Source organism: Pelagicoccus albus (assembly GCF_014230145.1).
GTDB classification, from domain to species: domain Bacteria; phylum Verrucomicrobiota; class Verrucomicrobiia; order Opitutales; family Opitutaceae; genus Pelagicoccus; species Pelagicoccus albus.
Map to the genome: position 1 here is coordinate 786,927 of NZ_JACHVC010000013.1, position 13,124 is coordinate 800,050.

Annotated in this window: 9 protein-coding genes; 1 reads left to right on the forward strand and 8 read right to left on the reverse strand. The window is 52.8% G+C overall.

The features are described 5' to 3' along the window. Positions 1-324: 324 nt before the first annotated feature. The gene (locus H5P27_RS18560) at positions 325-2,424 is read left to right on the forward strand and encodes an ATP-binding protein (RefSeq protein WP_185661918.1); all 2,100 of its coding nucleotides are present in this window, start codon (positions 325-327) and stop codon (positions 2,422-2,424) included. Here the strand turns inward: H5P27_RS18560 and H5P27_RS18565 are convergent. The 8 genes from H5P27_RS18565 to H5P27_RS18600 form a co-directional block, all read right to left on the reverse strand. Continuing rightward, positions 2,414-4,819 (reverse strand): glycosyl hydrolase family 95 catalytic domain-containing protein, encoded by a 2,406-nt coding sequence (locus H5P27_RS18565; RefSeq protein WP_185661919.1) that lies wholly within the window; start codon positions 4,817-4,819, stop codon positions 2,414-2,416. The genes H5P27_RS18560 and H5P27_RS18565 overlap by 11 nt on opposite strands. A gap of 94 nt (positions 4,820-4,913) precedes the next feature. Further along, positions 4,914-6,836, reverse strand: a complete 1,923-nt coding sequence (locus H5P27_RS18570; RefSeq protein ID WP_185661920.1) for a sialate O-acetylesterase — start codon at positions 6,834-6,836, stop codon at positions 4,914-4,916. A gap of 128 nt (positions 6,837-6,964) precedes the next feature. Continuing rightward, positions 6,965-7,498 carry a CC0125/CC1285 family lipoprotein gene (locus H5P27_RS18575; protein WP_185661921.1) on the reverse strand — a complete coding sequence of 178 codons (534 nt, stop codon included), beginning with the start codon at positions 7,496-7,498 and terminating at the stop codon, positions 6,965-6,967. Continuing rightward, entirely contained in the window at positions 7,495-8,004 is a 510-nt protein-coding gene (locus H5P27_RS18580; protein WP_185661922.1) for a CC0125/CC1285 family lipoprotein, read from the reverse strand. The genes H5P27_RS18575 and H5P27_RS18580 overlap by 4 nt, the downstream gene beginning before the upstream one ends. A gap of 38 nt (positions 8,005-8,042) precedes the next feature. After that, a complete protein-coding gene (locus H5P27_RS18585; RefSeq protein ID WP_185661923.1) occupies positions 8,043-9,335 on the reverse strand; it encodes a glycoside hydrolase family 28 protein in 1,293 nt (430 codons plus the stop codon). Beyond that, a complete protein-coding gene (locus tag H5P27_RS18590; RefSeq protein ID WP_185661924.1) occupies positions 9,332-10,003 on the reverse strand; it encodes a DUF3826 domain-containing protein in 672 nt (223 codons plus the stop codon). Before H5P27_RS18590 ends, H5P27_RS18585 begins: the two co-directional genes overlap by 4 nt. After that, positions 9,996-11,942 carry a hypothetical protein gene (locus H5P27_RS18595; protein ID WP_185661925.1) on the reverse strand — a complete coding sequence of 649 codons (1,947 nt, stop codon included), beginning with the start codon at positions 11,940-11,942 and terminating at the stop codon, positions 9,996-9,998. The genes H5P27_RS18590 and H5P27_RS18595 overlap by 8 nt, the downstream gene beginning before the upstream one ends. A 145-nt stretch (positions 11,943-12,087) precedes the next feature. Beyond that, the gene (locus H5P27_RS18600) at positions 12,088-13,080 is read right to left on the reverse strand and encodes an ABC transporter permease (RefSeq protein ID WP_185661926.1); all 993 of its coding nucleotides are present in this window, start codon (positions 13,078-13,080) and stop codon (positions 12,088-12,090) included. Between the last annotated feature and the right edge of the window lie 44 nt (positions 13,081-13,124).

Below are 13,124 nucleotides of genomic sequence, written 5' to 3' on the forward strand. Positions count from 1 at the left end.
AAACTAATAATATCAATTAGCTGGCGACTTACCTCCGTCATGGCGTTTTTCATCCACTGTTTAGTAGATACGCCTAATATCAGGTAAATATAATGTATATAAATTAGGGAAATCACCTTTTAGCACGCATTGACAACGGAAAGACAAACTCCCATAGCTTAAGGAAATTACGCCATTCTCTACCGTAATTCGCTCCCTGAACATAAACGAAATTGGCGACTCTCTATCTGAGCTAGTTTTTCCGGTTAGCCTGCATTTACAAAAATAGATGCGACCGGCTGGAACGCCAAAGCCGACTCTCTACCGGCTCTTGTTAGTGACAAAATGCTTGGACTCATCCGTTTCGCAAAAAACCACCTGACGGCACTATTCTCCGGAAATGCGAAGCCATATCTTCTACTAACCGCAATCGGATGCACAGCGCTTTCTGGAACGTCCTTTGCAGAGGAATCCGACCAAAAGCCCCTTCGGATCGGCTACCAAAGCTCTCCTCCTTACCAGATCATTGGAGAGAACGGAGAGATAGGCGGTCTCGCCCTCGATTTGATAGAAGAAATCGCCGAGCGGCTGGATATAGAATTGGAATGGGTCTACTGCCCAGAGCCACCCGATGTTCACATACCCGCTAGAGACGTAGACATCTGGCCAGTGGTGACGGATTTACCGCACAGGCGGAATTATATCCACATAACGAAACCGATCTACCAAAATTCTTTAGGAATCCTCTCTCGAAGCGAAAACCCGATTAAAAGCCCGGCCGAGACTGCAGGAAAAAAACTAGCGTACTATGCCCGGGAGCCGAGTCTCACCTTGGTTCCTAAACTGATGCCTCAAGCCACACCGGTGCCTTTGCCAAGTCACGCAGATGCCATCCGCTCTGTGCTAACCGGTGAGAGCGATGCCGCCTTTTTGTGGAGCACAAAATCCAACTCGATCGAGTTCAAACGGGCCATCGACGAGTTCGGTCAATCTAGCATCAGCTTCTTCGTTTTTCCGGATACCAAACTTAATTGCGGAATCGGAGCTGATCCCCTTAATCCGAGGGCAGTCCAAGTAGTGGATCAGATGCGGGAGGAACTCCGCGAGCTGGTAAAAGACGGTTCGGTGCAGAACGTCTATTTTAAGTATTTCCTGGATCCTGAAAGCGAGGTGAGCTCCTACTTTTACCATGATGAGCTGGAGCTGAAAAACCGACGCCTGACCATTGCTGTCGTAGTTCTGGTAACGCTATTCGCCCTGCTGGTCGTCATGGCCATCTTCCTCCGTCGATCCAGCAGGAAGGCCTTCGAAGCGAGTAAGGCAAAAAGTGAATTCTTGGCCAACATGAGCCACGAGTTCCGCACTCCCCTAAACGGCATCATGGGCATGACGCAGCTCGCCATCCAATCGACCGAAGACGAAGAGCAAAAGGAAATGCTGCAGATCGTCATGCAATCAGCCGATGCCCTACTCACTATTGTTAACGACATCTTGGACCTGTCCAAAATCGAGTCGGGCCGCCTTGTGGTAGAGAATGAGCCAATCGAGCTATCGAATCTGGTCAAAACCACCGTACCTTTTTTCGAATTGGTCGCCGGGCAGAAAGGCTTGAAATTCGAAACGCGCATAAGCCCCTTTTGCCCGAATGTATTTGTAAGCGACATAGTACGACTGCGACAGATCCTGTTTAACTTGATCGGAAACGCAGTTAAGTTCACTCGGGAAGGAAAGGTCACCGTATCCATCGATACGATCCGTACCGAAGGTACCGAATACCTATTGTTCGATATCAAGGATACAGGCGTTGGCATACCGGAGAGCCTATTCAAAGAAATCTTTGAAGCTTTTAACCAGGCGGATTCCTCCATAACTCGAGGCTACGGAGGCACAGGACTAGGTCTCACGATTTCCAAAGAGCTCGCCCTTCAGCTAGGCGGCAATGTCCACGTGGAAAGCGTGCCACAAAAAGGTTCCGTATTCAGCGTTTTAGTACCCTTGGTCCGTGTAAGCGAAAAATCTCAATCTGCGCCACCTATAAAAGAACTTCAGCCCGAACCTCTCACCAAGCAGCTGGAAGTCCTAGTGGTCGATGACAACTCCGCGAATCTGTACACGATGAAAGCGGCACTAAAGCTCCTCAAGCACAAGCCGACGCTTGTTAGCAACGGAGCCGACGCGGTGAAGCTATGCAAAAACAGAGCGTTCGATCTCATCTTCATGGACCTGCAAATGCCCGGTATGAATGGATGGGAAACGGCACGAGAGATTCGTAGCTCCGATACGGTAAGTCAGCCACCCATCATTGCCATTACGGCGAGTATCTTCTCTAACGAGGCGAAAGAGCAAGTCTTCCAAGAAATGGACGGCCTGATCTTCAAGCCCTTTGAGATGAAGGAACTCCAAGTGGAAATTAAGCGACTGACGAACTCGGAAGCTACAGCTTAAGCGTTTTGCTCTCCCCTGCTACGAATGAGAGCACTTGGCTTTCGCCTTGGTAGACCAACTCTATTTCGGAATCGAAGTCGCTAGCAATGGTCAACTCGACGCCCGAAGCCGACCAAGTAAGATCGACTTCAAATCCGCCGCGTGCCCGTAGTCCGGATACGCTGCCTTCACTCCAATTCCCAGGGCAGGACGGCAGGATAACAAGTTGTTCCTCCGAGCTTTGCAGCAAGGCTTCCGCGATCGCTGCCGTACCACCAAAATTGCCATCGATCTGAAATGGCGGATGGGCGTCGAAGAGATTCGGATACGTGCCTCCGCTGTGGTTGAAGCCTGGGGTTTGAATATCGGCCGGCTTGAGAAGTGCAGTTAAGAGATTGTGGAATCGCTCCGCGTTGCCCAATCGAGCCCAAAGCACGAGGCGGTGAGCCAAACTCCAACCGGTACCGCCGTCGCCTCGCGTATCGAGCGATTTGCGAGCGGCTGCCGCGAGCTCGGGCGTCGTCTCAGGATGTATCTCATTGCCTGGATACAGGCCCCAGAGATGAGAAACATGGCGATGGTGAGGATCTGTTTCCTCGTATTCCTCAAGCCACTCCATGATACGCCCGTCGGAGCCGATCTGCGTCGGTGCCAGTCGTTCCATCTTGGCTTCGATTTCACCGCGGAAATCCGCATCGAGCCCCAAAACTTCCGATGCTTCGATACAGGCTCCAAAGAGATAACGGAGGAGCTGCTGATCGATGGTTGGCCCCAAGGTGACGTGGACTTCCTCACCGCTCGGCAGCTTGAAAGAGCTCTCGGGAGAATTGGAAGGCCCTGTCACTAGCCAGCCAGTCTTGGGATCTTCGAGCAGAATTTCTGAGTAGAAGATAGCGGAGCCTTTCAGGATCGGATACGCCCACTCCAAAAAGGATTCGTCCTTGGTGAAAAGATAGTGATCCCAAAGGTGCTGGCACAGCCAAGCGGAACAGGAAACGGTCGATCCCCAGCTAGCGGATTCGCCCGGCGAGGTGAAGCCCCATGGGTTTTGCAACAAGAAGGCAACCCAACCCTCGGCATCGTAGTAAGCTTTGGCCGTCTTTTGACCGGGCTCGACCAGCGACTCGATGAGTTTGAAAAGCGGTTCGTGCAGCTCGCTGAGATTGCAGACCTCGGCGGGCCAGTAGTTCATCTGAATATTGATGTTGGAATGCCAGTCTCCGTTCCAAGGGGTCTGGATCGTATCCGACCAGATTCCCTGCAGATTCGCAGGCTGACCGCCGGGACGCGATGAGGAGATAAGCAGATAGCGGCCGAAATCGAAGTACAAGGCGGCGAGATCCGGATCCTCCGCCCCTTCCCAATGATCCACCAGACGCTGCGGAGTCGGCACCGAGCGACGCTCCTCCGCGCTCTTTTCGGATCCGAGTGACAAGGAAACGCGATCAAACAGCTCCCCGTAAGCCGCAACATGACGCTCCAAGGCCTCGGCGTAGGTGAAGGAACTGACACCCGCTAAATCCGCTTTAGCGGTCGCGACGGGGTTTTCCACGTCCCGACCGGCGAAACTGTTGCGGGCAATGTCATTGGCGGAAGTGAAGTACACGACAACCTCATCCGCTCCACGAACTTTGACCGTTCCCTTGCGATTGCGAACCTTGCCTCCTTCGGCCTCCACTTTGAGAACTCCGGCGTAACGAACGCCATTGTCCCCTTCGTATCCGTCATTCAATTGCCCGCTGATCAACAGGCCGTTGTTTCCGAATCCTTCCAATTCCATCCGCTCTTCGCGAGTAATAGAAAAGTCCAAATCCAAGGAGCCCGCCTCGCTGGCCGCGAAGCGCATCACCAAGGCCTCGTCCGGACGGCTGACGAAGGCTTCACGGGTAAACTCGATACCACCTCGCTCGAAACTTTGGCGATAGATCGCGGTGGAAAGATCAAGCTCGCGGCGGTAGGAGGTGATTTCCGAATCCACTTCTACACTGTGATCGGAAACCAAGAGCTTGGCCAAAACTTGATAGCTCCCGTAGGGATCGTTGGCTCCCCCTCCCCAACCGGATCCTCGTCCAAGACAGGTGAAGGTCTCGTTAACCAAGGCCTCCGCCTCCGCGTTCTTGCCTTCCAGAAGCAATCGCTGGATCTCAGGCAAGGCTTTGTAGGCGTCTAGGCGATCCGCCTCTTGCGGCGAGCCCGACCACATGCCGCTCTCGTTGAGAACGATGGTTTCTTCCGCAACCTGACCCCAAAGAGCCGCTCCGAGTCGTCCATTGCCCAAAGGAGCGGATTCCGTCAGCGAGCCTCCTGGCTGATCAAACCAAATGCTTCGGCTGGGAGCTTCAGCCCTAGCTGAGGTTGTGGCCACAGAGAGTGCAATCAAGGCCGTGGCGGAAATTTGGGAGAGGTATGATTTCACGTTAAATTAGATTTGGGGTGATTTTGGAATTTTGTAAGCAAAATCGAACGGCGAGCGGATTCAAACGCCTCTCGCCATTCGACTTCGGCGGGACCTAGTAATCTCCCGAGGTGAAGGGAGATGCTGGTAGACCGGCGTCGTTGAAAAGGTTTCCTTTTGCCACGTTAGCCCAGCCGTAACGAACCTCGGTAGGCTTCTCCACCGAGTCGGACTTCAGCACCACAGAGCTGCCATCGATTTGGGCGGAGGCTGGGTAAAACTCGCCGTCTTCCCCCGCCATTTCGAACCCGATCAATTTGCCGCCCGGGGCAACCAAATCGCCATGAGCGTCGAAAGTAAGACGCGCCTCGCTTCCGTCAGCTTTCCAACTTTGAAACTCCGGACCAGAATAGACGAGATCTTCCCCGTAAGCCAAAGCTCGGGCCGCGAGAGCCAAGCGTTCACCGACCGGTTCCTTTTGAGCGGGGTGAATATCCGTGGCGTCGCCGATATCGATAGTCACCGCCATGGCCGTATTTTCAGTCGCCAGCAATGCCTGACGCTGGGCTTCGCGGATCTCCGGCGGCATGCCCTCGTAAGGAGCGATCTGCACAAAAAGGAAAGGCAGCTCCTCGTCACTCCACTGCTTACGCCAATCTGAAATCAAGGCGGGCAAGAGTGACTCGTACACTTTGGCCGCCCCCGCATTGGCTTCACCCTGGTAGAAGGTGAAGCCCTTCACCGCGTAGGGAGCGATGGGAGCGATCATGGCGTTGAAGAGCACCGTAGGAGCTCCGGGGCTTTGGCTGAGGTCCTGCGGAGGACGCGGGCCTTGATCGAAAACAGTGCTGAAGTGAGACTTCCATTCGCCTTTCAGATCGAGGGCTGAACCGGACTTGCCATTGATAGAAATCTGCAACGGCTCATCGGCATTCCAGATACCTCCTCCTCCTCCGGTGTCGAGAGCGCGTACCGTGATGACGTTTTCGCCCTTCTTGAGGATCTTCGCGGACACCACGTATTCGCGGGGAGTATTCCAGCCGCTCATGGCTCCCACCAGATGTCCATTGACCCAAGTCGTATCGGAATCGTCGATCGCTCCGAGCTCGAGAAGCAAATCCTTACCGCGGAAGTCCTTTGGCAGATCGAAACTCTTTTGAAACCAGCAAATCCCGTCGACCCCGTTGTATCCGGCATCTTCCCACATGGTAGGCAAGGTCATGGGCTCCCACTCAATGCCTGAACCTTCCAAGGCGTCTTTCACCTTCAGAGAGTCGTTGGCTTCAAACCACTTTTCCAGCTTCGCCAAATACTTGCTCTGGCCTACTTCCGGATCCCCCGCGAACTCAAGCTGGTCATTCACTTGCTCGATGAAATACGGAAATTCGGCCAATCCTTCTCGGCTGGTCCAAGCTTCCGCAGGCGTTCCGCCCCAAGAGCTGTGGATGATGCCCACCGGTACGCCCAAACTCTGATAAAGATCCCGGGCGAAGAAATAGCCTACCGCCGTGAAATCGACCACCGTCTCCGGCGTGCAAACGCGCCACTCGGCGTCCGCTTCGGTCAGAGGAGTCAGACTGCGGGCCTGCTTCACATAGAGCTCGCGAACGAGCGGATAATTGGCCGCGGCCGCTTCGCTCTCCCAACCTACGATTTCCTTCTGTCCGGGTCTTGGGCCGAGCTGACGCTCCATGTTCGATTGCCCTCCGCAAAGCCAAACTTCACCCACCAACACGTCCTCAAACACGATGGATTCCCCGCTAGAGCTGCCAGATACGGTGAGCTCCCGCCCCTCAGCGGATGTCTTCAGATCTTCCAACGAAACATTCCATGCTCCTGCAGAATCCGCAGTAGCGGAGACAGTCTGACCAGCGAAAGTGACCTCCACCGTTTCCCCCGCATCGGCCGTGCCCCAAACGGGAACGGACGCTTCCCTCTGCAGCACCATGTGACTGCCGAAGGGGCTCGCGACTTCGATTTCGGCCTGAGCCGATACCACTGATAACGCTATGGATAAGAGAGCGAGTGAGGTCTTCATCGCAGCCAACACAAGCCAGCTCCACCACAATTACCAGAAAGGATTTATAAATCCAGTAGAGTGCAGAGGGAAAAAAGGGCCGCCCGAGTTCGCGCCGGCAGCCCTTACAGATCACAAATAGAGACGACTTAGCCGTGCAAAAACGGCCGACTTTTCAAGTCCGCTACATCCTCGAGATTCCGCTTTGCGCCTATCTCACGCAGGACCTGCTCGACCTCGTAGGCGTCGGGCGAATTTGGAGACTTCTCGCCCATCAATATAAACTCGATGTACAGGGTCATGCTTCGCATGTGAGGTCCGTGGATCGAGAAACCTCCCCGAGACTTATCCGGTCGATCCTCCACATTCCAATCGGTTCGTTCCTGAGATTCGAGTACAGTCACCATCTTCTCGTCTTTGATTACAAACTCGACCGCTCCTTTCTCCAGGGCTAGATCCGCGCAACGGTAGAGGCAAAGGTCTTTCACGTAGGACTCCGACTTCGCAAGCGGAGCCGACATGGTAACCTTCCACTGACCATTCGGCAAAAGCTCCTCCGCGAAGCCGCCGGTCTGGTCCTTCGGCCAGTAGTAGGACTCGCAACCAGCGAGGAATAAGCCGGACAAAGCCATAAAGCTGAGGACTGCCGCGAAGGTAAACCTACTTCTGAAGTGCGTGCTCATCCTTTTGCCACCCCCAATTTAGCGCTCATTTCTTTCTGCGTTTGATCGGCCGAAAAAACCGTATCGCCGGAGGAGGCCTCTTCTTTCGTATCCATAAAGCGGATAATCATATTTGCCGATATGTACTCATGGTGGTGATCTGATCTTAAAGAAGCTCGTGAGGTCGAAGTATTGACAGGTTTTCCGTCGGCATCGAGTGACGCCAGTTGCGGCATTTCAGGCGGATGAGTCCGATTATCTGCCCGAAAATACTCTTCAGCGATCTCGAAATAAGCTTTGCCCCGGTCGACTGCGAGCTCAGCAGCCCGCAGCAAACACCAATCCCGAATTTCCTCCCGCCCTCTTTTCTCGTTCGCCTGGAAACTCACCAGCATCGAATCCTCTTCGGCAGGCTTTTCAGCAAAACCTACACCTCCCCTATAGGGATGATATATCGATTTGGAAGCGCAACCAGAAGCTGACAATAATAGTCCAAAAGAAACGAAGTAGCAGGCGGTTCTTTTCATGAAATAAACGGGGTTATTTATAAAGCAAGGGTAACGATTTAATACGTATCCATTTTCTTCCCATTTACAACAACGTTGCGGAATTTTAATCCATCCACAGGGCCAAGGGTGATCGCCTCATTTTCGATTTTCATATCAAGGTTTTCGACGGTTATATTTTTAACCGTATCCAGTGGATTCCCCATTAGCTCGCCCCACTTGCCAGTCCATCCCGTGACGTTTCGAACCGTCACGTTTCGCACCATGGAGTGCGGTGGCTCCTCGCCCTTGAGATCAAAGAACTGAGTCCAGGGCTTCACGTCGAAAATGCCTCCACCTCCCTCGAACTTAATATTTTCGAAAAGTAGGTTCTCGTAAGTCTGGGGCGTATCGGGACGCAGCTTGAGCCGCACCAGCTTGTTCCAGCCGGTCACCTCGCAGTCGCGCACCACCACATTGCGTACGATGGTGGCTTCACTACCGAGCGTCACCACTCCATGCCCGCTGCCAAAGGTACAATTTTCAATCAAGACATCTTCCACCGGTGGGCTTGATTTGTCCTCCAATGCCTTGGGTCCTTTTGTACCCTTAATGGCAATACAATCGTCGCCCACCGTTATGAAACAATCTCGGATCGTCACTCGCTGACAGCTATCGATATCGATACCATCGGAGCTGGGAGCCCTATCCGGAGGGGTTCCGTTTGGCGAAACGATCGAAAGCCCTTCGATAGTAACATCCTGCGAACGATAAACATGCACGTTCCAAAACCCGGAATCCTTGAGCGAAAGCCCTTTGATCAACACATCCTGGCACTGATCGATAAACATGAGACGCGGGCGCTCGACCTCGAGGTTCGTGCAGTTCGGATCCTCCTCGCGGCGTTGCCAAAAAGCGGCCCAAAACGGTTCCCCATTTCCATCCAGCACGCCCTCGCCCGTGATGCGAAGCTGCGTCACGTGCTGAGCGTTGACCAAAGCCATGCGCCAGGGTTCGAAATGACCTTCGATGCGCGTATTCAATTTCGGGTAATCCTCGATATCCTGAGACCCTTGCAGCACCGCTCCCTTTTCGAGGTGCAGGCCGACTCCATCTTTCAAGAAAATCGATCCGCTGGCAAAAACGCCTTCAGGTAGCACAACGGTCCCGCCGCCGGCTTCCACCGCGGCGTCGATCGCGGATTGGATGGCCTCGGTGTTCATGGTTTCGCCATCACCTACCGCTCCGAACTCGGTTACGAGAAAGCGGGACTTGCTGGATAAATTCTCATGTTCGATAGAACTCTGCCCCCAAGTAAGCGAACTGGTGACGGCTATAAATAGGGATAATATAAATTGTTTTTTGGGGTTCATTTCAAATTACGTTCTCTCTCCTCTTTTTCAGCTTTAGATAGTTTGGAATAAGCTTTGTACAATTGCCTCCAACTACGCCCATTCGAGTTTAGATAATCTTCATTCTTGGTTTTATAGATCTCAAATATGGCAGAGATCTGTTTCATGTTTTTATAATCAACTGCCATTTCCCGAGCTTGTTCGAGGTTTGATTGCAAAACGGCGATTACCTTCTCGGTCAAGTCAGGCACAATCATACGGTAAGCTTTCATAGTGAAGGGCACCTTCCCTACCGTATACTTGTCGAGAATGGCCTGTACCTGAGCCTCCTCCAAATCAGCCCTTAGACCAGTCATCAATGCCTCGTGCGTGGACCCTGGCATGGCGGAATCCGCGATGATCGAACGATCCAGTTTACTCAGACGTTCGCCAGTTTTGGGATTGATCCCGGCAGGTACCGAATCGGCAGGATGACTGTTATGCCAATTACGAACCGCAATAAGGTGGGTGGCCACGACCTCAGTCAGGCGATCTGCTTTCACCTCATCATCGAGCTCCAGGCTCGCGACCCAAGAGGCCGCCTTTTCGTAACGTTCCTGATCTGCTGCCGATACTTCTTCAGCCTGCGCCCTACCAGCGATTGCCAATAGCAAGGCAACTCCAATCCAAATACGTTTCATCTCATTCATTTTCATAATCTCTCAACCAATTCATTTGCTGATCGTAGTCCCACTTAACCTTGTCCTCTAAGGTTCGCTCCCAGGGCTTGGCGTCCCACATGGAAGAGCCAGCTTCGTAATAAAGCCGGGCGTATCGTACCAAGCGATCGTAGAGGCGAACGCTCTCTGTCATGCTTTCCCTAAAGTCCTCGGCAAATTCAGGATCCCCCGTTAGCTCCAGCATACGTTTTTGAAAGGCAGCCAATATTTTGATGCGATAATACTTGGCCGTCAGGACCAGGCACTGGCTGTCCTGCACGAAACGGCGGCGTTCCTCCAAATCGAGACCGGGCAATGCCACCGCTTCCTCCGCCAGCCGCTGGGATTGCTCCGCCATCGCTAAATACAGATCCGCGAGTTCGATGGGAGTAACAAACTCGCTGGTATCACGACCGGTGTGCAAGTAGTTCGCAAACTGTGAGACCGGCATAGAACGGGGGTCTTTCAATTCGTCGAGTCCGTACTGCTCGGCGTATAGGTCTAGTGTAAGCTGATCGATCGGACGGCTGTAGTAGCGCTGCCCAGTATGGCCTGTGGCTCCTTCGATAGGTCCTTCATCCAAACTCAGACGCGAACCGAGAATCTCATCTACATCGGTCTGCACACGAGCGATAGAGGCAGGGAAAAAATTACCGAAACGCACCGCGGTCATATTCTGCAACCCTGGCAAAATCGGGCCTGTCAAATCATACCATTCCCGCAAAAGCCCTCCTATTTCGGGATTATCAAACTTTCTGCCCAGCCAATCAGCCGCCCAACGTTCTTCTTCTCCCTCGTCTCGATGGGCTTTCCAAAGATAGCGTCCCTCTAATAAATGCCACAGCTCATCACGTTCGTAGGCGAGCAGAGAAGCGTCTCCGTCATTCACGATATCCACGGTCTCGGGCCAAACCCAAGCTTGCGGGGGATAGAACCAAGAGCCCATGAACATGCCGGCATCCTTCCAATGCCCTACCATTTCGCTAAAAAGCTTGGGGCTTCCAACCCGATACGGAACCGCATCCGCGGGATCGTGTAAATTGACAATGTGCCCCTTAAGAACTCCTCGCCATTTCTCGTGACGCTGATCTGGCCAAGGACTGGTAATGGTTTCGTCGTTGTGCTTAAGCTCCGAATACAAGTTATCGTAGAGCTTCGGCAACGCTGCTTGAAAATCGGGATCTAGCGACCAATCGCGAATGATGAGCTTCGGATTCTTCCCACTTTCAAGGGCCGTCTTGAAAATAACCGACTCGAACCACTCCTGTTGTTTCTCCAAAGCCAGCGACTCGCCCGGACAGATGTAGAGTCCGACATTCGGGAATGTCTCAAAATACCTTCTGAGCAGCGTCCGATAATAGTCCGTCACAAACTGGTCGGGCACTTCGTAGCGAGTAGGATGCTCTCCTTCCCGCCCCATTGCCTTCGCGAGATCATCGCTCACATGGATATTGTAGAAATGAGTCAGGATGGTGATGTTTCGCTTCTCGCATTCCATACTGAGCCAGCGAAACTGCTCCTGGTTTTCGTGAATCTGCTCTTTGGTAAACCGAGAGGCATTCGGATACTCGGGCAAATCCAAGATATGGGGAAACAAATGCCCCGACCAGAGCACTAGCGTATTCAATCGTGCTGACAAAAGATAGTCCAGGTAATCGACCCACAACTCCTGATCGTAGAACCAAGGAAAAATATCCGGATGCAGCTCACTCTGATAATCCCAACTCTGACTCAACATCATTAAGACCGCACCGCGAATTTCGAAATCCGGGTCGCCTTCCGCTTCGACGACACTGTGCAGTGAAGCCAGTTCATTTGCTCCGTACAAGATTCCTGCATCACCACCTGCAAAGAGTTTCCATCCGTCTCCATCTCGCTCTAACTTAAAGCCTTCCTCTGATTCGAACTCACCGGAGTACGAAATACTCACCTTCGAGCTAAGTGAGCTTTCGGCCAGTAGTTCATCGGCATAATTTCGAACTGCAGAATCAGAGCCCAGTGCCCAATGGGCAATGACAAGAAAAAGCAGGAGATAGGCCCAAAGGCCTCGGCGGCTTCGAAGCAATACGTCCACCTTACTTTCCGTCCTTTCCAAAGTGCTCTCTGGCTCGATCCACCACAATCGCCAGCAAGATCAGCCCACCAAGCAAGGTATTCGAATAGTTGTCGTTTATCTTAAGAATGACCAAGGCATGCTGTATCAGCTTGAAGATGACAGCTCCGACCAAGATACCCAAAGGTGAGATCAGACTGCCGCTCAAACCAGTCCCTCCAATGATCGCGACCGCGAAGGAAATGATCAGCCAATCGTCTCCCGTCTGAGGAGCCGCGTTACCAGACCAAGATGCCCACATTATTGCGGCCAAAGCGGAAAAGCACCCTGACAGCACGTGAGCCACCACCACCATTCTCTTGGTATTGATCCCCGATAGCCGAGCCGCATCGCTATTGCTTCCGGTGGCAAGCAGTCTCCGACCTAAAACGGTATTGCGATACAAATACGATATCCACCAAAGAATGGCGAGGACGATGATGGTCATAAACGGCAACCAACCTCCCAGCCCACCTTGGCCGAGCCACCAGAACCCTTCTGGGATCGTATAGGAATTCCCGCCTGAAATCCCGCTTCTTAGCCCCATGTAGACAAACATCATCGAGAGCGTCACAATAAAGGCGTCGATCTTGAAGCGCGTTATGATGATGCCGTTTAGCAGACCGGTTAAAGGTCCGATGGCAAAGACTAAGGGCACCGCGATCCACGGAGACAGGTCTGCGAACTCTGGAGATATCGCGAGACCAAGGCCGACCGTGATGATGCTGCCAATCGCTCCGACCGTTAAGTTCAAGTCTCCCACCGCGAGGCAAACCGCCTGCGACATTGCCACCAAAACATAAAAGGCAACATACCGGCTTTGACTGAAAAACGTATCCTGCGTCAGGAAACTGGGAGTCGCCACCGCCATCGCTACCATCAAAATACCGGCAAAAAGTATTAAGCCTAAAGTCCGGCTATTGACCCAATCTTTCTGACCAAACCCTGTCACCGTTTTTGCACTACTTGTTTCCATTTGAATAAATTTATTTTGGCTTGAGTTCGAGAATCCCGTTTCTT